This is a genomic window from Rhizobium sp. P40RR-XXII (assembly GCF_012641405.1).
GTDB lineage: Bacteria > Pseudomonadota > Alphaproteobacteria > Rhizobiales > Rhizobiaceae > Rhizobium.
Genome location: NZ_JABAII010000006.1, coordinates 146,067 through 169,001, shown reverse-complemented (window position 1 = coordinate 169,001; position 22,935 = coordinate 146,067). Strand labels below are relative to the sequence as shown.

The 22,935-nt window shown below is 59.9% G+C and carries 11 protein-coding genes; 6 read left to right on the top strand and 5 right to left on the bottom strand.

Going from position 1 to position 22,935, the window contains the following annotated elements; all coding sequences use genetic code 11:
* The first annotated feature begins 1 nt into the window (after window position 1).
* From HGP16_RS34545 to HGP16_RS13760, 4 genes are all read left to right on the top strand, one after another.
* A complete protein-coding gene (locus HGP16_RS34545) occupies window positions 2-1,309 on the top strand; it encodes a glycosyltransferase family 4 protein (RefSeq protein ID WP_168840581.1) in 1,308 nt (435 codons plus the stop codon).
* Window positions 1,310-1,440: 131 nt separating this feature from the next.
* Window positions 1,441-2,133 carry a sugar transferase gene (locus HGP16_RS13770; RefSeq protein ID WP_168840580.1) on the top strand — a complete coding sequence of 231 codons (693 nt, stop codon included), beginning with the start codon at window positions 1,441-1,443 and terminating at the stop codon, window positions 2,131-2,133.
* 433 nt (window positions 2,134-2,566) lie between these two features.
* On the top strand, window positions 2,567-4,084 hold the full coding sequence (locus HGP16_RS13765; protein ID WP_168840579.1) for an oligosaccharide flippase family protein: 1,518 nt from the start codon (window positions 2,567-2,569) through the stop codon (window positions 4,082-4,084).
* A gap of 37 nt (window positions 4,085-4,121) precedes the next feature.
* Window positions 4,122-4,958 (top strand): methyltransferase, TIGR04325 family, encoded by an 837-nt coding sequence (locus HGP16_RS13760; RefSeq protein WP_246705529.1) that lies wholly within the window; start codon window positions 4,122-4,124, stop codon window positions 4,956-4,958.
* Here the strand turns inward: HGP16_RS13760 and HGP16_RS13755 are convergent.
* Window positions 4,940-6,670 carry a GMC oxidoreductase gene (locus tag HGP16_RS13755; RefSeq protein WP_168840578.1) on the bottom strand — a complete coding sequence of 577 codons (1,731 nt, stop codon included), beginning with the start codon at window positions 6,668-6,670 and terminating at the stop codon, window positions 4,940-4,942. The two genes, HGP16_RS13760 and HGP16_RS13755, sit on opposite strands and share 19 nt — an antisense overlap.
* Window positions 6,671-6,882: 212 nt before the next feature.
* On the opposite strand from HGP16_RS13755, the gene HGP16_RS13750 reads away from it, so the two are divergent.
* A complete protein-coding gene (locus HGP16_RS13750) occupies window positions 6,883-8,067 on the top strand; it encodes a DegT/DnrJ/EryC1/StrS family aminotransferase (protein ID WP_168840577.1) in 1,185 nt (394 codons plus the stop codon).
* A gap of 1 nt (window position 8,068) precedes the next feature.
* Window positions 8,069-8,806, top strand: coding sequence for a 4'-phosphopantetheinyl transferase family protein (locus tag HGP16_RS13745; protein ID WP_168840576.1), 738 nt, complete (start codon window positions 8,069-8,071; stop codon window positions 8,804-8,806).
* Here HGP16_RS13745 and HGP16_RS13740 read toward each other — a convergent pair.
* Genes HGP16_RS13740 through HGP16_RS13725 form a run of 4 tightly spaced genes read right to left on the bottom strand, consistent with a single transcriptional unit; the run spans window position 8,776 to window position 22,888 of the window.
* A complete protein-coding gene (locus HGP16_RS13740; RefSeq protein WP_168840575.1) occupies window positions 8,776-10,377 on the bottom strand; it encodes a hypothetical protein in 1,602 nt (533 codons plus the stop codon). The genes HGP16_RS13745 and HGP16_RS13740 overlap by 31 nt on opposite strands.
* Window positions 10,378-10,425: 48 nt before the next feature.
* Complete coding sequence (locus HGP16_RS13735) at window positions 10,426-12,909, bottom strand: condensation domain-containing protein (RefSeq protein WP_168840574.1); 2,484 nt, start codon at window positions 12,907-12,909, stop codon at window positions 10,426-10,428.
* Window positions 12,906-20,975, bottom strand: coding sequence for a non-ribosomal peptide synthetase/type I polyketide synthase (locus HGP16_RS13730; protein ID WP_168840573.1), 8,070 nt, complete (start codon window positions 20,973-20,975; stop codon window positions 12,906-12,908). The genes HGP16_RS13735 and HGP16_RS13730 overlap by 4 nt, the downstream gene beginning before the upstream one ends.
* A complete protein-coding gene (locus HGP16_RS13725) occupies window positions 20,972-22,888 on the bottom strand; it encodes a non-ribosomal peptide synthetase (RefSeq protein ID WP_246705528.1) in 1,917 nt (638 codons plus the stop codon). Before HGP16_RS13725 ends, HGP16_RS13730 begins: the two co-directional genes overlap by 4 nt.
* Window positions 22,889-22,935 lie beyond the last annotated feature (47 nt).

Sequence of the window (22,935 nt, the reverse complement as noted above, 5' to 3'; positions counted from 1 at the left end):
GGTGGTCCGTCCGTTCGGTCTCGATCGCGTCGTCGTTATAAACGATCGCTCCGTCCGGGTGGGCGGAGCGTCAAATCTTGCGATTCTTTCGGCCGATTTGCTGCAGAAAGCAGGGGTTGCGGTGACCTATTTCGCCGGCGATGCCGCCGGCTCCGATCCGCCGGCACCCGAAACCATCAATCTGGCGGCGCAGCCGTTGATGCAGCAGGCGCGTCTCAGCGCATTCGCCAGCGGTCTTTACAGCCGCCAGGCCCATGCTTCGCTGAAGGACCTTATTTCGCGCGTCGACACCGAAGGCACCATCTATCACGTTCATGGTTGGTCGAAGATCCTGTCGCCTTCGATCTTTCGCGCTTTGTGGCCTGTTCGCGAGCGCGTCGTCCTGCATGCCCACGACTATTTTCTCTCCTGTCCGAATGGAGGGTTCGCCAATTATCGCAAAAACCAGGTCTGTCCCCTGAAGCCGATGTCGATCGCATGTCTGACGACAAACTGCGACAAGCGCGGTTATCACGAGAAGATCTGGCGATCCGCGCGCCATCTGGTGAGGGAGCATTATTATCCCGTCCGGCAGGTTGCCGCCAACATCGTGGTCGTTCATCAGCGCATGCGCGAATATTTCGCGCGGGGGCAGGTGCAGACGAGCAACATTGAAACGATCCGCAACCCGGTCGAACCCTTTCTCACGCATCCGACCGATCCATGGAAAAAGCGCGATTTCTTCTTTGTCGGTCGGCTTGAGCCTGAAAAAGGGTTCGAGGACGCGGCGATCGCGGCAAGGCTCGCAGGCGTCAAACTCCACGTCATAGGTGATGGCGCCGGTCGGGCGCGCCTGGAAAGGGACTTTCCGGAGGTCGTCATTCATGGTTGGAAGTCCAAGGACGAGATGCGCACCATCCTCGAAGAGGCGCGCGCGCTTGTCATTTCGTCGCGGGTGCCTGAACCCTTCGGTCTGGCGGCACTCGAGGCGGTGACCAGCGGCATACCCGTGATTCTACCCGACGCTGCACTTCTGGGCGAAGAGCTTGTAACGCTTGGCTGTGGCCTCACTTTTCAGAGCGGCAAGGTTGAGACGCTCGCAAGCGGCATACGCAAGCTTGCCAGCGACGATATGCTACTCCGTTTGATGAGTGTGAATTGCATCCGCCGGTCAGGCGACCTGGCTCACACGCCGGCTTCGTGGCTCGAGGCTCTGCTGACGCTATACGACGGCATGCTGAAGCGCGCAAATGCCGTCAGAATGCGTCCAGGAACGGCTATGGACGCTGACATTCCGGCCGAGGATCGACTGATCGATGAGACGAGCTGATGCTTGTGGTTAGATGCGTGTTCTCCCCCTACGCCAATGGGACTAGCCCAATGCCCGCAGGGTCAATTGTCAATGATGAGGGCAGCTGGCAGCCTCTGGACGAAGCATATCAGTGGTCAGGGGTCCGAGCCATGTTATCGACTATTGACGGCGTTGCCCACGGTGAGAGAACTCGCCGCGACGTGAAGCGGGCGGAGCGGCTGGGCCGCTCCAAACGCATTGCCGACATTCTTCTTTCCGGAGCGGGGTTACTATTTCTGGCGCCGGCGCTGCTCGTGATCGCGATCGTACTGCTCCTGGTCGACGGCCGTCCGATCATCTATCGCCACACACGCATCGGCCGCGACGGCCGGCCGTTCGAATGCCTGAAATTCCGCACGATGCGCAAGGATGCCGACCGGCAGCTGGCGGAGCTACTTGCCAGCAACGAGCCTCGAAGGCTGGAATGGCTGTCGACGCAGAAGCTGATGAACGATCCACGCGTGCATTGGTTCGGGAAATATCTACGGATGAGCAGTGCCGACGAACTGCCTCAGTTGCTGAATGTTCAGCGCGGCGACATGAGCATGGTAGGCCCCCGCCCTGTCGTCGCTTCGGAACTCGAGCGCTACGGATCCGATCTTTATTGCTATCTTGGCCTGCGACCCGGCATTACCGGCCTTTGGCAAGTCAATCGCCGCGCCGACACCACCTACGAAGAGCGCGTTCAATTCGACGTGGAGTATTTCCACAGTCGTTCAATGCGTACCGACTTCGCCATTCTCGTCAAAACCGCCGGCGTCGTCCTGCTCGCGCGCAACGAAAAAGAACGTCTCACCAAATGAAGAACGCAGCTACAGCAACCCAAACGGCGAGACAGAAGATCACCAGCATCCACCGAAGGAGGTATTTCTGTCTCGATCTGCCCGACTGTCCTGAGGCGATGCGATCATGGTTATCGTCTTTCATAAGGGGCTCTGCGTGGTGTTTCATGACGTTTGCCGGCAAGCTCCTCTTCTATTGCCGAGAATTTCGGTCCGACCTTGGTCTGCAGGGTAGATGTCTTCGTGAAATAAAATCGTATAGTTTCAGATTTTCTCGCTTACAGGCAGCGCTTCATCGCACGGAATCATGTCCTGAATGGGAACACTATACATTTTATCTGGTGCAAAACTGGACGCGTTTGTTCAACTTCCTCCTATATTTCGCGAAAATTTCTCCCTCAACTGGCATTAAAACGAGTTTCGACCCCTGCCTGCTTCCAGCGATGGTGCGCTAATGGACAGTTTCCCGCTTCGCCGCAAGAACGTTGGCTGGACTAGCCTGCGTCATTGGCTTCGCTCGCGCATGCCGTCGGTGGTCGGCGACGGCGCATGGACCCTCGTTTCGAAAATCGTCGCCCAAGTCGTCCAGCTCCTCATATTCCTTGTCGCCGCCCGCGTACTGGAATCGGCGGAATTCGGCCTCTATGCCTTCAGCTCCGCCATCGTGGTCATGCTGGTCGTGATTGCCGAAGGCGGCTGGGGCGAATTCGTCATGAAGGCCGAGTGTAGCGCGCGGGAACTCGACCAGGTCGGAACGATTTCGATCATCGCTGGTCTTCTCGTAACGCTCGTCGGCCTAGCGGCGGCGACCGTTGCGTGGCTCATCTTTCGGCGGCCGCACGAAGCGCTACTTCTGGCTCTGTTCAGCTGCTGGTTCTTGCCGTCGTCGCTTTATGCCGTTTATGACGGGCTGCTAGTCGCCCGTGGGTTGCTGCGCCGGCAGGCCGCAATCCGGATGGCGAGCGAGCTAGCCGGGCTTTGCTGCACCATGCTGGGATTGTGGCTCGGGTGGAACGTGTTTTCGCTTGTGGCTGGCCGGCTCGTGTCGCAGCTGGTCTGCCTTGGCGCTTCCGCAATCGTGCTCGCCTGGTTCCCCAGGCTATATCTGACCTGGCCTCTTGCGCGCGAAATTCTCGAATTTTCGCGTCATATTCTGTCGAACCGGCTGATCGTCTTTCTACGCTCCTATTCCGGAACATTGGCGATCGGCAGCTTTCTCGGGCTTGCGGAGGCGGGCTACTTCCGTGTGGCGGAGCGTATCGTCGCGGCGTTTTCCGAGCTCATCGGCGAGCCGGCGCGGATGCTCGCCTGGACGCTGTTTCGCCGGTCGGCAATGGTGATGAGTTCAGACGGAAGGCCTGTTCGTGACGCCGGTGCCGCCGCGACTGTTTTCATGATGGTTCTCATGGCAATTTCCACGCCGATCTATCTCGGTCTCTCGCTGATTTCCTCCAATCTGATCGACATCGTCCTCGGTGACAAATGGGCGCCTGCCGCGGTCCTCGTCGCGATTCTCTCCATGAAGCAGGTTCTGCTGACGCCAGGCTATGTGACCGAGGCTCTGCTGTCCTTGTCCGGTAATATCAGGCGCATGCCCGCGACCTTGCTGCTCAACGCATTGGTTTCCGTCTCGCTGATCCTGCTTCTGGCGCCCTTCGGCGTCACGGCCGCAGCATGGGGCCAATGCGCTGCATCGCTGATCTCCTTTTTGACCTCGGTGCATCTGCAAAAGAACTATGGCGGTCTTGGCTGGGGAAAGGTCTTGCGCAAGAGCGGCTATGTTATGGTCGCGATCGCCCTGATGGCGGCGGCGGTCTACACGCTCGGCTATTTCGCCGAGACGGTCAGCATGCGGCGTGTATTGACCGTGCTGCTGCAGGTGGCCGCTGGCAGCGCGATCTACGCCTGCACGCTGTTTGTTTTGAAAAAGATGTTCGGAGGCATGACCTCTATTTTGCCGGTCAGGCGATGATGGCGGCGGCCGGCTGGCACGTACAAGGAGGGGGATGATGGCAACATCGTTGTGGTCCAGTTCATCGTGGTCGAACCATGCGCGCATGGTTTTCAAGGGAGCTAAGCAAACCGCCGTGCGGGGACTTTCGCCTCTGCGGCTCGCCAGAGGACGGCTGAATTACCTTTCTCCCTTTCCGCGACGATTTACCGGCGCCTATGGCTCTTATGACGCGGCCATGGCCGCCGCCCGCAGGCGGACATTAGCCGGTTACGATCACCAGGAGATCGCAACCGTTGCCTTCGCCAAAATGTGCCAAGTGACGCCTTGGGATTATCCGGTGCTGTTCTGGATTCGCAGCCTGCTGCCCCAGCTCGACGGTCTCGTCGATGCAGGCGGTCATATGGGAACGAAATATCGCGCCTTTCGCCCGCTGCTGCCGCTGGAGGGCTCGTTTCGCTGGCTCGTCTATGATCTACCCGCCATCGTTCATGCCGGACAGGATCTTGCTCAGAAGGAAGGCCTGGCCGGTCTCGGCTTTGTCGAGCGGATAGAGGATGCGGGCGAGATGCCGTTGTTCCTCGGGTCAGGGCTCATGCAATATCTCGATATGCCGCTCTCCGGCCTCCTGATGAAGATGCCTTCACGGCCGCACCATCTGGTCCTCAATAAAGTTGCGCTCCGCAAGGGCAGCACCGTCGTTACGCTTGAACGGATCGGCAAGTCATACGTCCCCTACCACATGCGCAACGAGGCTGAATTCATCGCTGATATCACGAAGCTTGGATATAGGCAGGTCGATCGCTGGTCCATTCCCTCCTTGTCGCATGCTATCGACACGCATCCCGAGCTGGGACTGAGCGAAAGCGCCGGTTTTTATTTTCGGCTCGGGTAGCCTTGGAGGAGGGATAGATCCAGCTCGCTGACACGCGGCTTGCGCGATTGTGCGGCCGCGTGCCGTTGCTTGAGATGGTCGGCGAGCCGGATCGACAAGGCGAGCAGCATCAATGTCGGATTGGCGTGGCCGGGCGTCGGAAATACGGAGCTGCCGGCAATGAACAAGCCGTCCGTGCCATGAACCATGGAATTGGTGTCGACGACGCTCGTTCGCGGATCGGTTCCCATGCGGGTCGTGCAAGAAGGATGAGCCATATCCATGAACGCCGCGCCGGCATTCTCGTCGGCAATGATCCAATCCGGCAGCCGTGGTTTCGGCAGGCCGACGCGGGCGAACTCATTCGAGATCGTCAGTGCAAGCTGTTTGACGCTGTTTGTCTCGCGCGTGCCAATCTTCCAGTCGATGCGTGCCAGAGGCTGGCCGAACTGATCGCACTGGTCCGCGAGCGTGATGCGGCTTTCGGAATTGAGCTGCTGTTCTACCATGACGTCGAATCGCAGTTCGGTCGAGCGATGCGGAAGTCCGCGCTTACGGATAAGGCGATTATAAAGTCCCGAAGCAATCATATCGGTCGATTTCGCCACCGCCAGCAGATCGCCCTTGAACGTCTTGCTTGCCCCCTTCGTCAAGCGCTTGAGCGCTGCCCAGGGATCGTCGTCCGCGTGAACTTGAACGGGATAGGCGGCACAATTGGTGAGGCCTTCGCGCGCCTGCATTTCCGGGCTTAGAGATAGTCCCCTCAGATAGAAATGCGTCCGTTTGCCATGGCTAAGGCCGTAGAAATTGAAATGCCGCGCGACAGCGTCAATATCGCGCCCTGTGAGGCGGCAGAGCGATGTACGGGGATGATCGCAGAGATAGCGCCCCACGACGTCGTGTCGGTTGCCTATGCCTGCGGGCTGCGCGGAATTCGATGCCAGAAGGAGGCGTGCGTTCTCGACGCCGCCGCCGCAAAGAATGACGGTATCCGCGCGCACGCTGGCGCTGCGGCCGGTCGGACTTTTGAGATCCAGCGAGGTCACTCTCCGGCCCGGGCTGTCGAGATTGATCTGGACCACCGTGGCATGCATCAGAAAATCTATATTCGTTGCCCTGATATCGCGGGCAAGGCGATTAAATCGCGTCGGCTCGGCGCGCGGATGGCGCATGTGGCTGAACTGCCAGAAGAAGGGCCGCAGCAGCTGCGTGTCCAGACCGAGATCATCGGGGCGTGAATGCAACAGGGCAAAGAGGCTTTCGTCATAATGATTGGGTCCGAGATTGAGCAGCTCGCCGGCGCGGTCGAGGGCGGGCAGCAGTTCGCGACGGTCGATCGGCCAGCCGGACAGCGGCAGCCACGGCCGGCTGGCGAAGTCGATTTCATCGAAGGCGGCACATTTGCCGATCCATGTATGGCTGCTGCCGCCAAGCATGCGATTTCGCAGCTCAAATGCCGGAATGTCGTTCAGCCACGCCAGGTTGCCGTTATAGCCTCGCCCTTCGGGCGTGCCCTTCGGCGAACCGAAAGGCTGCCCAATATTTTCGACACGGTTCAACGCTTGAACCTCGGCCTCGTAATCGTGGCTGCCGCTTTCAACGACGAGAACCCGGATCTGCGTATCGGCAAGTTCTCGCGCGATCGCGATCGCTGCTGGCCCTCCACCGATAATGGCGATATCTGCATATATTTCAATGCCATGCGGCACAGAGCTCAAGTCGCGGCTCATCATGGTCGTTTTCCATCCGCTTTTCCCGTTTTTACCATCGTCGCGAGCGCTCGGATAATTGTTCGATTGGTATAGAGTGGGGCGACATCTACCGATTTCGGATAGGTGCTTTGATCGTTTGCGATGTTCTTTTCCGTCGGAAAGCCATGCTGAAAACGGGGCGATCACACGCTAGGCTCTTCTACAAATGCCGTGTTTCCTGGGGAGCGAAAACGATGGCCAAGGTTGGGTTACGGGAATGGCTGGCGCTCGCGCCGGTGTTTGCTTCTGGAAAACTGGCGCGATACAGCGACGAGACCGGCGGCCCGCTGGGGCGTTTCGAGGCCGATTTCTGCGCCAAGTTCGGCGTGCGGCATGGGCTCACGACAAGCAGCGGAACCGGGGCCTTGATTTCGGCGCTGGTGGCCGCTGGCGTCGGACCAGGCGATGAAGTGCTGGTGCCGGCCTATACCTGGATCGCAACCGCCGCGGCGCCCCTGGCAGCCGGCGCCGTGCCCGTTCTCGTCGATGTCGACCATACGCTCACCATGGATCCGCACGATATCCTGCGCAAGATCACGCCGCAGACAAGGGCAATCATTCCTGTCCATATGTCGAACATGGTCTGCGACATGGACAGTATCATGCGCATAGCCCGCGAGAATAATCTCGTGGTGATTGAAGATGCCTGCCAGGCCGTCGGGTTGCGCTACAAGACCAAGCGGGTCGGCACCATCGGTGATTTAGGAGCGTTCAGCTTCAATCAATTCAAGAACATAAATTGCGGGGAGGGCGGCGCGGTCGTGACCAACGATGCGCGGCTGTTCGCGCGCGCCCGCATGTATCACGACATCGGCTCCATGTTTCGCGGTCATCTCGACAATGCCAACGAGCCGCCCATGCTGGGCGTCAATTTCAAGGCGAGCCAGATCCAAGGCGCGATGTTGAACGTGCAGTTGAAGAAGCTCGATCCGATGATCGCACGCATGCGCGAGCGTTACGACGTGATCAGCGAAATCTTTGCCAAGAACGCGCGGCTGATGGTGGGGCCACATAACGATATCGGCAATGCGGCGGGGCTTCACGTCATCTTCGAGACCTCGGAAGAGGCTAAGAGATTTGCCGAGGAAAACAAGCGCGGCGTCTATCGGCTTTTCGATTCCAGCCGCCACGTCTATACCAACTGGCAACCGATACTGCAGCAGCGCACCGGCCATCCGGCGATGAATCCGTTTCACTGGACGGAGCGGAAAATCGAGTACACGCCGGACCTCTGCGCACAAACGCTGGATATTCTGAAGCGCAGCTGTCGCATCAGTCTCGGCGAGAACTATCCCGTGGCGCTGGTTGCGCACATGGCCCGGCGAATGTCGCGACAGGCCAAGTCCATACCCACCAATCTCTTCTATGCAACGATCTAGCATGGAGAATATCGGCCCTGATGTCATCGATGTCTGGAGCTGGAGCCTGGACGTGCCGCTGCCCGATCTCGGTTCGTCGACAACATTGCTGTCCTTCGACGAACGCGCTCGGGCAGATCGCTTCATTCATGAGCGCCACAGGCTTCGCTTTGTTGCCGCAAGAAGCGGGATGCGGCTGATACTGGGGCGCTATCTCGACCTCCCGCCGCAAGCGATCCGCTTCAATTACGGCGACCACGGAAAGCCGTCCGTGTCGGCCTGCGGCACCCTCCCAATTCACTTCAATCTCAGCCACAGCGCCGATCTGGCCGTCCTTGCCGTTTCCGATCGTTACGAGCTTGGCGTCGACATCGAGGAAATCCGGTTTTTGAAGGAGGACGTCGCAAAGCGGTTCTTCTCGCGCAAGGAATATGAGACGCTTCGGTCTTTGCCGGCGGAGTATTATCTGGATGGTTTCTATCGCTGCTGGACGCGCAAGGAGGCCTTCATCAAGGCGCATGGCGCCGGGCTGTCGTTGCCGCTGGATAGCTTCGACGTCACCGTCGACGGTTCGGCCGAACCGCGATTGGAACGACTGGAAGGAGAGCCGGACGCGCCGGAAAACTGGATCGTTCTGGAGCTTGCGACGCCGGTCAACTTCGCCGGCGCGATTGTTGCCTCGACTGGAGGACGCCGGCTTCGCTTGCGCTATCGCAACGAGGGCGCAGGTCAGATGGTCAGCCTGGCATCGACAATATAGCGGCCGCCAGTCGCATCGAAATGATGGCAACCGTGCAGTCCGGCCTTGAAGCCGGGCGTTATAGTGCGGATGCGGCGCTCGCGATAGTCATCGAGCGTGAGTGTCTCGATCTCCATGATATTGAGCCCGTAACCATAGATGCCGTGTGCGTTGTGCTGCGAGGGCCGCAGGAGCCTGCCGTCATGTTCGAAAATGCGTCCGGCGCCGCGAGCCTCGGTGCTGCCGATGACGACGGGATTTCGCTTGTGCGGCTTGATGCCCGTGAGTGCCGGCCCATCGACCTCGAACAGATAGAGCTCGCTGCAGTGATCTTCGTAGGCATGAAAATCCGACAGGTTGGTGAACAGCCACCATTTGCCGCCGTGACGGCTGAGAATGCTGTCGGCCGGCGATTGGCCCTCGAAGGCCGTGGCATGCAGCTCCCATTTCAACGGAAACTGGCAGCATCGCCAGATCTCGAGGCGCCGCGCCTGATGCGTTTCCGGTATCATGAAGATCTGATCGCCGTCGCGGAATATGAACGGATAGGAAAGATGATAGGGGCGCTCCAGCGCGATCCCGACCGGTGTGAGCGCGTCGCCGTCGAAGCGGCCGACCGCGATATGGGCCTTGCGATCGCCGCGGGCATAGGCCTCGTAGAACAGGTAGCATTTGCCCTCGTGCTGGAAGAGAAACGGATCGGCCTTGATGCTGTCGTCGGAAGGAGGGATCTCGACCGCCTCGCTCGGATCGAAGTCATCGATCTGCCCGTGCCCGGTATAGAGGGTCCATATGGCGGAATCGGCATGGAGCCTTGCCTTGATCGACCTGAACGCCTTGGCCGAGACTGAGCCCGCGACGATGCAACCGTAACGAAGAAGATCGCCGGACGATGGTGCATGTGCGTCAGCTGCCTCGATGAGGGCGGGCGGGTCGAACTGTCTTGTGTCGGCGAGCCGTGCCAATTCGCGCATCAGAAGCGTCACGCTTCGCTCCCGCACGAAGGCGCTCAATCTCGCCGCACTGGGTTTGATGTTGAATTCCGCCCTTGCAATCTCCCGCTTGTCGGCCTTGCCACCGCATCTTGCATAGAGCGCGATGCTTGCAGTCGGAGCGCGTGCCAGGACCTCGGCATATCCGAACCAGTCCGCTTCGGCGGATCGCTGGTCGGAGAAATTGAAAGCCCATTCTCCGAAAGGCAAGGCGGCGATCGCATCGTCCGCCATGCCTTTCGGGGTCGTGCGGATGACAAGGTCAAGCTTCAGACGGCGCAGCATTGCTGCGGTGATGGTGACGGCAGCGCACGTCTTGTCGCTGTCGGCATCGTAGCAATCGATAAAATGGCGATGGCTATGGAAATATTTAGGCGAGTAGGCCGGTTGGCGCGCAAGGGTGCCCGCCTCCAGCCGTGCGCCCCAGGATAACAGCTTCGACGTCGCGCCATCTTCGAACGGATCGGGATGGGGAAAGACCGCCGCGAGCTCCAGAGAGGGTTCTGCGAGGATTCGATCCAGGATCATCAGCTCCCAATTTTCGAGCGCACGCCCGCGTGCGACAAGGATGCCGATCCTCAATGGCTTGGTCTCGTTCATCACTGCTTCCTCTTATGGCCGGGTTCTTTCCGAGCCATTGGACGGAATTTAATCCTCGGCGAGTTTTCCAGAGAGTGTCGACGCCAGGTCGCGGATACCGTTGCTGGTGAGCGAATCCTCATGCCAGCCATCGATATCGACCACCATGCAGTCATCCCCGATCGCATCGCCCCATCCAAACCGCAATTTATGCGCCCGAGAATGGGTTGCGCTGCTTCGCAGCAGGACGACGCTGCGATCTTTTGTCTGCCGCGGCTTGTAGCGACGCGCTGCCGCTACGAGCAACTTGGTGACCGCCTCGTTCGCTTCCTCTTCGGGTGAATACTGACCAGCCTTGATGCCGAATATCCTCAGAAGTGACAGCGAGATTTCGAATTCCTTGAGATAGTCGATTAGCCGGATACGGCCGGAGAACAGTTTTCGGGTGAAATAGGCAAGCCGCTTGCGCCGCCGCTCACGGTTCCAACGTGCCTGCTCCCGTTTCGGCAGGGATGTGAAATAGCCCGGAGCCCATGCATCGATGATTGCCGTGGTGCCGACATCGATGCCTCGTTCCTGCAATTGCCGCCCGACCTCCAGCGCCAGGATTCCATTGACGCAGAGCCCGACAATGGCAACACGGCCGACAGCCTTGTCGATCTGCATGGCGTCTATCGCGCGACCGGCTATATCCTCGATGCTCAGGCGATCAAGGCCGTTTGCCAGATCCGCATGGAACATGTTGACATTGTGCACCGAGACGCTGTCCGGCAGCTCGTTGGCGAGGCGATAATAAAGGAACGGATGATTGAGTGTATAAACCGTACCGGTCCCCGTGCCGTGCTTGCAGGTGATCAGTTCCCACGGGTTTACCGACTTTTCCTGTGTTGTCGGCGCCGTATCGACATGGAAGATCGCCGCTGCAAAGCCTGCAAACGTCGGCTGCTTGAATAGAAGCTGCAATGTCGGTGCTGCTTCGAATCTTGCGCGTACTTCCGATAGGAGCCGTAACGCGAGGAGCGAGTGGCCGCCAAGTGCGAAGAAATCATCATCCGGACGTATTTGCGGAACCTGTAGGACTTCTTTCCAAAGCTCAGCAAGCGTTTCCATTCGCGTATCCGCCGGCGTTTTGCCTGTGACGGCGCCATCCATCGGCGCAGCCTTGGCGGAAGCTGCCAGGTGTCGTTCCGGCGCAGCGAGCGAAGAAAGCGGCGCCTCAGGGCGGTCGAGAGCAATTTCATAAGCGTTCCTCCATAGTTGCAGGAGGCTTTCGATCGTGCTGGCTTCGAAAAGGTCGGCATTGTATTCGATCGACATGCGCCAGCCTGTCGGTCGGCCGATCATGATGAAGCTCAGATCGTAGATGACACCTGGGGACTGCGAGGGCGAGCTGATCAACTCGAAGCCGCCATAGCGCCGATCTTCGAGAAACGCCTTTTGCAGGTTGAAGTTGACGGAAATCAGCGGATTGCGTGCCGGATCGCGCACGGGATTGACGAGTTCCACGAGTTTGTTGAACGGCATGCGCTGATGGTTCAGCGCTCCTTCGATTGTCGCGCTGACGGAGCGTATGTGCTCGGCAAAGCTGGTATCGGAACCGAAATCGAAACGCAGGACCAGATTGTTGATGAAGACGCCGATCAGGTCTTCCAGCTCACTTTGTTCACGACCGGCGATCTGCGAGCCGAACAGGACGGTCGGGGCCTGCGTCAGGCGGTGGAGGGCAGCACTTAGAACCGCCGCCCCGAAGCTGTATTGCGAGACGCAATGCGCGCGCGCCGCTGCATCCATGCGATCGGTGAAAGCGGGCGGTTGGGCGATGGAAAGGATGTCGCCGCGATTGGTCTTGACCTGACCGCGCGGCCGGTCGGCGGCGACCTCGAAATAGGGAGCGCCCTGCATGGTCTCCCGCCAGAAGGCCTTCTCCGTCTCGAAGCCATAGCTTTGCAGGTATTCCTCCTGCCAGAGGGCATAATCGCCATATTGCAACGGCAGCTCGGGCAGGGCCGGTTGGCGTCCTGCGTCGATCGCGGCCGCTATCTCGCCGACCTCCCGCCCGAGAACGCGGATGGACCAGCCGTCGAAGCAGCTCTGATGCGCGGTGATCAGCAGAAAGCCGCGGTCGTTTTCAGCCATCAGCAAGGTGACGCGAAACAGGCCTGGTGCACCCAGATCGAAGGGCGCCTGCGCAGTCTCCTCGCCGATCGACAGGATTCTTGCCTGGCGCTGCTCCGGGGCCATGCCGCGAAGATCGATCACCGACATCTTGAAATTGACGTCGCTGACGGCCTGCTGGAATGGCCGCCCACTTTTCTCGATGAAGCGGGTTCTCAGTATTTCGTGGCGCTGGATGACTTTTCGAAAGGCGGCCTCGAGAGTCGCGACCTTGAATGCGCCCCGGATTTCCCAGCGGACCGCGACATTGAGCGCCGGATTGCCGGGATTGAGCTGATCGAGAATCCAGCATCGCAATTGCGTCTGCGTACAGGGAAATTCGCCGATGATCTGCGGTTCGGCAAGGAGACCGCTTGGACTATTGTCGACTGTACTCATAGAGATGCCCCCAGGCCGCGGCGTGCGCCGTTACGAAAATCTCGCAGTGATGGAATGTGGAGCTGAACGGACTCGGACGGAGCTTCCGCCTGGCCATCGGCAAAGGCAGCCAGCGCGGCAATCGTCGGGTGACGCAGCAGATGTTTTGCTTCCAGCGGCAAGCCGTTGTCACGCATGCGGGCGGCGATGCGAAAGATGGCAAGCGAGTCGGCGCCGAGCGCGTAGAGATTGTCATCGATGCCGATATCGCTAAGGCTCAGAACATCCTGCCAGATCGCCAGCAGCCGCTGTTCCATTTCGGTTTTTGGCTGGGCCTTGGTTGGCGCGGCTCCCCGCTGCGGTACGCCGCGCTGCTGCAGGGCTTTGCGGTCGAGCTTGCCGTTGGCGGTGTGCGGCAGCTCGCTTTCCAGCACCCAGAAGCTCGGAACCATATGTCCGGGCAAATTGGCTTTGGCATGCGCCGCGACATCGGCCGTCAATGCGTCATTGCCGCCTGTTTCAGGCACGATATAGCAAACCAGCGAGCGATCGCCCTTGGCGTTTTCGGTAACGACGGTGGCACATTGGCGCACACCCGCCGCCTTGGAGATGACGGCCTCTATGTCGCCGAGCTCGATGCGGAAGCCGCGCAGCTTGACCTGCTGGTCACGCCGCCCGAGCAACTGCAGCGAACCATCGGCCAGCCGCCGCCCAACGTCGCCGGTCCTGTAAAGCCGCATCGGCCTGCCAATGGCAAAGCAATGCGGAACGAAGGCCTTCTCTGTAAGATCGAGGCGATCGAAATAACCTTCCGCCAGGCCGTCGCCACCGATATGCAGCTCACCGATAACGCCGACTGGCGCAATAGTCTCGCTTTGGTCGAGAATGAAGAGCTGGGTATTGGCGATGGGATGACCGATGGTGATCGGCTGATCGGCATCCGTGATGCGTTGCAGAGACGACCAGATCGTCGTTTCCGTCGGGCCGTACATATTCCAGAGTTCGCCGCCGATACCAAGCAGGGAGCGCGCCAGCTCCTTGGGCAGGGGTTCGCCGCCGCAGAGCATTTTCAGCGTCCGCCGCTCCGTCAGGCCGGCTTCGACCAGCATCTGCCAAAGCGTCGGCGTCGCCTGCAGCACCGTGGCATCATGTTCGTCGATGAGCTTGACCAGCGCAAAGCCGTCCTGGACCTGACTGCGACTGGCGATGACGAGCTTTCCGCCCGATATCAGCGGCAGGTAAAGTTCCAGACCGGCGATATCGAAGGAGATGGTCGTGACTGCGACCAGCGTGTCATCCGCACCGAAGCCGGGTTCCTTTGCCATAGAGAGAAGGAAGTTTGTCAGGGCTCGATGCGAAACCTCGACCCCCTTCGGCATGCCGGTCGAGCCGGAGGTGAAGATGATGTAGGCGGATGCGGTCGTATCGACAGGCAGGGTCTTTAGCGGATGGCCGGTCATCGAGCCGATCGCCTTGGCATCCTGGTCGAGCCGGATCACGGGAATATCCTTGGATGCAAGCCGGGCCGTGTCGTCGCCGTGGCAAATCAGGCCGCCGATACGGGCGATATCCAGCGTCTGCAGCAGGCGCGGTTCCGGGTGAGCGGGATCCATGGGGACATAGGTATGTCCTGCCTTCATGACCGCGAGCAGGGCGACGATCATGTTCAGCGAGCGCTCGACCAATATTGCAATCCGCTGGCCGGGATCGGGAAGCGCCATCTGGAGGTAGAGAGCAAGCTGGTTAGAGCGCGTTTCCAACTCGCCATAGGTAATTGCCTGGCCATCATGTTGCGCAGCGACGGCATTCGGCTGTTCGGCTGCCCGTTTGGAAAAGAGCGAGAAGACAAACTGATCGTGGTCATAAGGCACAGCCGTCCGATTGAGGTCGTCGACCAGCCAGGATTTCTCCTCCGCCGAGAGCAGCGACAGTTCGCCGATCTTGTGGTCCATGTCCTTGGCCAAAGTAGCGGCCAGTGTCGCGAAGTGACCGATCCATCGTTCCACGGTTGAACGCTCGAAGACATCGGCATTGTAGTCGACATCGATGCGGATGTGGTCGGCTGCCTCGATCATGTTGAAGAACAGGTCGAAGTTGGAAAAGGCCTTTGCGTTCGGCTCCATCGTCGGCTTGAGATCGCCGAAGGACGATCCGCCGGCCATGCGTTCGAGATTGAACTGTATTTCGGTGAGCGGCAGGCGGCGCGGATCGCGCTTGGTATCCAGTTTGCGCACCAGCGTGCCGTAGGTGTAATCCTGATGTTCAAAGGCCTGGAAGACGAGTTGCTGCGTTGCCTTCAGGTGATCCGCGAACGGCTCCGCCTGCGATACCGCCTGACGCAGCGGCAGCAGGTTGACGCAATGCCCAACAAGGATCTGGCCGTCGAGCAGGCTTTGACCGGCCGATGGAATGGCGACGACGATGTCATCTTGACCCGACAATCGCGATATCATCACCTGGAGTGTCGCCAGCAGCGTCGAGAACAGCGTGGCGCCGGATTTGGCACCCTTCTTCTTCAGCGCCTTATAGACATCGACATCGATATAGCCGGTGCAGCTACCGCCCGCGAAGCTGCGATATTCCGGACGCGGCCGATCGAGCGGCAGGTCAGGGAGGTCCGGAACCGTCTTGAACTGGTCGAGCCAGAACTGTTCGGTCGCCTGGGATTTCTCCGGCCTGGGGGAAAGATCCGTCGAATAGGTGGCGAAGGAAAGGGCCGGCTGGAATTCCGGATCATTGCCCGTCCTGTAGGCTTCGTAGGCGGCCGTGAGCTCTTCGACGAAGGTATTGATCGACCAGCCGTCGCAGATGATGTGATGGGCCGTGAAGACCAGCACGTGCTTGTCATGTGCCAGCTTGACGATGCTTGCGCGAACCAGGGGGCCGTTGATGAGATCGAAGGGCGTATGAGCGTCATCGTCTATGAGAATGGCAAGGCCTTGGTCATCGATATCTTCAAGGATCGGCAGGTCGAGCTTGAAATCCGGAATGAACCGGAAATGTTCGCCGCCGCGGTCAAAGCGAATATGAAACGCGTCATGGCGCGCGATGACCGTGTCGAAAGCCTTCCGGATGGCCGGCTCGTCCAGGATTCCTTCCAGCGTCAGCGAAAAGGACTCGTTGAATGAGCAGGAGGCTTCGTCACCCGCCTGAGCTGCGAGCCATATTTCCGTCTGCGCCTCCGTCAGCGGCGCGGATTCCGGCTTCGCGACGGATGCCCGCGTCGGCTTTGCCGATACAGATGGCTCTTCCCTCGCCGTAAATATTCCGACGCCCTGCATTGCGTCGAGACTGTCGCGGAATGCTTTCGCGATCGTGCGGAAGTCGTCTTCGCTGTGGGCTGTCGTCAGGAAGCAGGGATAGCCATCCTGTATGTGGACGCCATTCAGCCGCATCTGGGCATAGAATAGCGCGCCGAGCGGATCCTGGCTGGAGAAGTCGGTCGCAAACCAGCTCTTGTAGCCGTGTACGACGTCGGCAATGCCGCGTCGGGCAAGATCGGCCCTGATTTCCGCGACCAGCGCTTCCGTTCGCTCGGCGACACGGTTGTAGAGAGCAGATCCCTCTCCCTTGATGTGGTGCAGCACGGCGCTGGCGGCTGCGAGCGTTAGGGGATGACGCACGAAGGTACCGGCAAAGAATGTCGGCGCTGTCATGGGCACGGAGCTGTCGCCGTAATCCCAATAGCCGCCATCGAGCGCATCCATGAAGCGCGGGCTGCCGACAAGCACACCGATCGGCATTCCGCCGCCGACGACCTTGCCATAGGTTGCCATATCGCCCTTGATGCCCCAGATCGCCTGCATGCCACCGGGATCGACGCGGAATCCGGTGACGACCTCATCGAAGACCAGGGCAAATTCGGATTTGGTGGCGATGTCGCGGAGTTCCACGACGAATTCGCGCGGCTGCAATTCCGGATGACGGCTCTGGATCGGCTCGATGATGACAGCCGCTATATCGGCGGCGTTGGTGCGGATGAAGTCGAGGCTTTCCGGAGCGCCGTAGCGCAGCACGGTCATATTCGACACAGAGGCCATCGGAATGCCGGAGGCGACGGGCAGGGCGATCGGCTTGTCGGCGCGATTGCGGCCCTTGACCAGAACTTCGTCGAACTGGCCGTGATAATCATTGGCAAAGACCACGACCCGATCACGGCCGGTGACGGCGCGCGCAAGCCGCATCGCAGCCATGACTGCTTCCGAACCAGTGTTGCAGAATGTGACCCGCTCATGGCCGGTGACTTCGGCAATCATCTTTGCGACATCGCCGGCAAGCGGCGTCTGCGGCCCGATGGCAAACCCCCGGTCGGCCTGAGCCTTGACGGCATCGATGACGAAATCCGGCGCATGGCCGAAGGCCGTCTGCCCGAAGCCGTTGACCAGGTCGACATACTGATTGCCGTCGATATCCCAGATATAAGCACCCTTGGAATGATCGCAAACGATCGGGAACACCATCTCCTTCCAATCCGCCCGGAAGCCCGAGGCGGAACGGGGATCGGCCAGGTGTCCCCGGTGACCCTGGGTGAAGCTCTTCGATTTGGCGTTCTTGGTTTCATAGGCCTTGGTTAGGCTGGTGATGAAATCTTGCTTGGCCGCGGTAATCTCCGGCGCCGGGCTCTTGGCATTTGGGCGATAGAGTTTGATGCGCTCGGTGCCGAAATCGCTTTCCGCGGCGGTGGGAGCAAGGGGCGCACTCGTTGCCGGTTGTGCCATAGGCGCAGCCGCTGTCACTGGCACCGCGCTCGGCGTCGAGGACACCTGGGCGCCACCCTGCATGGCCTGCAGCATCAGCAGCTGTTGAGAGAACAGGGTCTGCGCCATCTGAATCTGGGATTGCAGCACGGTGGCGAGATCCGATGCCGCTGCCGGCATTGCTGCCGGCTGTGTGGCGGCAGGCATGATTGGCGCTGACGCGCTTGGTACTGACAGGGCCGGCATCGGCGCGGCGGCGGGGGATGGCGCGGGTTCAGCCGCTTTCATCGCCTCGGTTGGCATTTGTTGATCGAGGTAGAGGGCCAGATCGGCAACGGAAGGGATATCGCTCAGCAATTCCCGGAAGGAGATTTTGACCTTGAAGTCCTTTTCGATGCGTTGCGCGAACTGGCCGACGAAGAGAGAATCGAAGCCGAGTTCCAGGAATGTCGCCGCCCGTTCGTCGGGACCTAGCGTTTCACCCGACATATCGCTCAATAGCGTCAGGAGAACCGTTTCCAACTGCGGCAGGCGGCTGGAGATGGAAATTGATGCTGCAACATTCATCGCTCGTTTCTCCTCGGTGAGGTTGACGTCAGAGACAGAGGGCTCGCTTTCGGGAGCGCTCTCCTGGTTGGCAAGGGCGCCCCGACTCAATGCCCGACGCGCGGACGAAGGCGCATCGATCCAATGGCGCTGGCGCTGGAACGGATAGGTGGGCAGGGACAGGTGCTTGCGCGCGGCCGGTGGGAGAGCCGGCCAGCTGAGCCGGCAGCCCGCCATCCACAGCTTGCCGTGCGCTTCCGCGAGCGTTTCGGCGGCGGCGGAGGCCCGGTCATGCTCGGGCAGGGATTGCACGACGGCGGCAAGACTATCACGGGCAATCGTCTGTGCGGCAAACACCGAAAGCGTCCGCCCCGGCCCGACTTCGAGAAGAAGTGGCTTGCGATCACGGCAAAGCGTGACGAGACCATCGGCAAAGCGGACGGAATCGCGGCAATGCATGGCCCAATAATTGGGAGAGGTCATTAGCTCGGCGGTTTGCCAGTCGCCTGTGACGCCGGAGATGAAGGGGAGCGTCGCGGTGCCATAGGTCACCTTTTCCGTCTCCTGGCGCAGCGCAAGGGCCGCATCCTTCATCATGACCGAGTGGAAGGCGTGCGATGTGTGCAAGCGACTGAAGGCGATCTCGGCGGCTTCAAGCGCCGTGCATACCTTGTCGATGTCGCCGAACGGGCCGGAGATGACGCAAAGCTTCGGAGCGTTGATCGCTGCGATCTCAACATCGCCTTGCAGATAGGAAGCCGTCGTGGTGGCGTCGGCGCGAACCGAGACCATCGCGCCCTGCGGCTGATGCTGCATCAGCCGTCCGCGATTGGCCACGAGACGTAGTCCGTCTTCGAAGGAAATGACGTTGGCGAGCGTAGCGGCAACAAACTCGCCAACGCTATGACCGATCATGGCATACGGTTTGACACCGCGGCTCAGCCACAATCGAGCAAGCGCATATTCGACAAGATAGAGGCAGGGCTGAGCGATCCGGGTTTCGCGCTGTTCCTCGGTGATCGCCTGCGTTACGGGGCCGGTGTGGCAGATGTAGTCGCGCAGGTCGAGCCCCAGCGTCATTTTCAGAAGCTCGGAGCCGCGATCGATCCAGCGAGCGAATTCCGGCTCGGAGCTATAGAGGCCGGCGCCCATGCCGACATATTGCGCACCCTGACCGGGAAACATGAATGCGACCGGCGGCCGATCTGCGGCAACAAGGGATTGATAATTTTCTGTCGTCAGCTTGATGATCGCTTCCTCGACACTTCCGGCGGCGACCGCCAGCCGGTGGCCGAATTCGCGCCGGCCCGTTTGCAGGGTGCAGGCAAGTTGCGCGATTGAAAGCTTCGGGTTGTCGGCGAGATGATTACTCAAATTGGTGCGCATCTGGGTAAGGGCCAGCTTGTTGCGCGCCGAAAGGGGGAGGATGTAATGCCCTTCTACCTCATTGGGCGTAGTCGACGGGCGAGGCGCCTCCTCCAAAACGACATGGACATTCGTGCCGCCGACCCCGAAGGCGCTCACACCGGCTCTACGGGGCACCTTTCCTTGTGGCCAGTCGATCATTGCGGTTGGGATGTAAAAAGGACTTCCTTCGAGATCGATGCGCGGATTGGGCTGATGATAATTCGGCATCGGTGGGATTTTTGCGCAATGAAGCGCCAGCGCCGTCTTGATGAGCCCGGTTACGCCGGCTGCGGCGTCCGTATGGCCGATGGTGCCCTTGACCGATCCGAGCGCACAGCCCGCGGGTCCCGGCGCGCCATCCGCGAAGGCCCTGGTCAAGCCATTGAACTCAATGGGATCGCCGAGCGGCGTCGCGGTGCCGTGGCATTCGATATAGCCGATCGTTGAGGGTTCCACGCCTGCATTGGCGATCGCTGTGGCTATCGCCTCGGCTTGCCCCTCCACGCTCGGAGCCGTGAAGCCGATCTTGTCGCTGCCGTCATTGTTGATGCCGTAGCCGCGAATGAGCGCGTAGATGTGATCGCCATCCTGAAGCGCATCTTCGTAGCGCTTCAGGAGAACGACCCCGGCTCCGCTGGCAAAGACCGTTCCGGCGGCGTCGGCGTCGAAAGGCCGGCAGGTGCCGTCCGGCGAGGCCATGCCGCCATCCTGATAGATGTAGCCCCTTTTTTGCGGAATGGTGACCGAGATGCCGCCCGCAAGAGCCATGTCACAGCCATAGGTAAGCAGATTCTGACATGCCTGCGAAACGGCGAGAAGCGAGGTCGAACATGCGGACTGTAGCGTGAAGGCGGGGCCGCGCAGATTGAATTTATAGGCGACGCGGGTCGCGAGCGTATCATTGAGCGCGCCGACGAGCTCATGAAACGAGCCGATCTGGTAGTTCGACGTGAACTCTTCCGCTTTGGCGCGATCGTGCAAAACATTGTTGATCAGATAGGTCGGCATCGAGGAGCCGGCGAAGACGCCGATCGGGCCGGCATAGCGCTGCGGATCATATCCCCCATCCTCGAGCGCTTCCCAACATATTTCCAAAAAGATGCGATGCTGCGGATCGGTGACGGCAGCCTCGCGTGGAAACATGCCGAAGAATTCAGCGTCGAACATATCGGCATTGTCGAGATGAGGCCTTGCGGCGACATAGTTCGGCTGTGCCCGCTCTTCGTCGGTGAACGCGTCTTCGATTTCATCCGGTGAGAAGCGCGAAAAGGCGTTCTTTCCTTCAAGCACGAGCTTCCAGAGTTCATCGACGGAGGGGGCGCCCGGGAAACGACCGGACATGCCGATAATGGCGATGTGCCCCGAAATTTGCTCGTTCAGATCCTCGCTCTCTTCGAAATCACGCTGTTCGCCCTTTTCCTGGTGACTTCGTTTCATAAGGAGCTCCTGCGGATATGAGAGATTGCCTTCTTCTGCAGGGCCGCACGCTGGGCCGCGGCGGCGATCCGCGTCGGCCCAGGCGTCCCTCCATCCAGATAGAGTGCCAATTCCCGGATTGTCGGATGGCGCAGCAACGCAACCACGTCGATTGGACGGCCGAGCCCTTCCTCGAGACCGGCGTGAATTTCCATCAGCTGCAGGGAGGTGCCGCCAAGGTCGAAGAAGTTTCGGTCGAGATCGACGCCGGCAAGGCTCAACGCGTCCTGCCACAGCGCCGTCAGCAGCTCTTCCGTCCGGCTCCTTGTATCCACGGGCTTTGCCTGCATTTCGACGGGCGGCGGCAAGAGTTTGGAGCGGTCGACCTTGCCGGCGGCCGTGAGCGGGAGGCTGTCGACGATGACGGCCGTGCTCGGGATCATATAGGTCGGAAGTGCCATGCGTAGCGTCGCCATGACATCCTGCGCGAGGTCGGCGCCTGCGCCCACATGGCTTTCCTTGGGGCATAGATAGGCAACGATGCGTTTTAGGGTCTCGCCCTGGACGTGGCAAAGGACGACGCCGTCGGCAAGGCGCGGGTCACGCCTGAGCGCGGCTTCGATCTCATCGAGCTCTATGCGCTTGCCATTGATCTTGACCTGCCTGTCGCGCCGTCCCTTGAAGGTAACGGTGCCATCAGGCTTCATACAGGCCACGTCGCCGGTCAGATAGAAACGCGTCGCGCCTTCCTTCGTGGTAATAGTCACGAATTTCTGCCCTGTCAGTTCCGGGCGCTTGAAATAGCCGATGGCCAGGCCATCGCCCGATATTGCCAGTTCGCCTTCGATCCCGGGCGGAACGACGCGCAACTCCTCGTCCAGTATGGCGACACCCGTATGCGCGATCGCCTTGCCGATCGGCAGCTCTCCGCCTGAAAAACTAGGCAGGACCTTGAAAGCGGTGGCAAACACCGTCGTCTCGGTCGGGCCGTAGACATTGGTGAGCTTGCAGCCGGGATGGTGATCGAGAAAGCGCCGGGCGTGAACGGTCGAGGCGACATCGCCACCGAAAAGGATATGGCGAAGCTTCGGCAGGGATATGCGGGCATGATCGGCAAAGAGATTGAACAGCCCTGTCGTGAGGAAAGAGATGCTGACATCTCTCGCTCGCATGAAGTCGGTCAGGCGCGAAATGGAAAAATCGGCATCGGGCATGATTGCCAGTGTGCAACCATTGAGAAGCGCCCCCCATATTTCGAAGGTCGACGCGTCGAAGGAAATGGTGGCCGTGTGAAGAACGACGTCGTCCCGGCGAAAATCGATATAATTCTGGTCGAGAACCACCCGCGCAATGCTGCGATGGCAGATCATCGTTCCCTTGGGGCGCCCGGTCGAGCCGGACGTGTACATGACATAGGCAAGATCGGCGCCGGTGATCGTCGTTGCTGGCAGAGGAACCCGCGGTTGGCTTGCCATCTCGGCGATAATGGCATTTGCCTCGATGACCTTGGCATTCATGCTTGGCACATTGCAGAGTTTATCGCCAAAAGCCGAATCGACGAAAATAACCTTCGGCAAACATTCGCCGACAACGAAATCGAGATGGTCGACCGGAAGGGCAGGATCAAGCGGCAGATAGGCGCCGCCGGCCTTAAGTATGGCTATCTTGCAGATGATGGCATTGGCGCTCCGCGGCAGGAAGAGACCGATAATATCGGCCCTGTGGACGCCGATCCTGACCAGATGCAACGCAAGCGCGTCGGATATGCGGTCGAGGTCACCGTAGCTGAGCCTAGTATCGCCAAAGGCAAGCGCGGTTGCCTCGGGCGTCGCCCGAGCCTGAATGCGCAGCATTTCGTGAAGGCAAATGTTGCGATCGTAGTGCAGGCCTGCTGCGCCACCTGTTTCTGCTTGAGGCTCGCGATCAATCATCATCACCCTCCGGGTCATCCTGCGACTGACGATGGCACGACATGCGATGC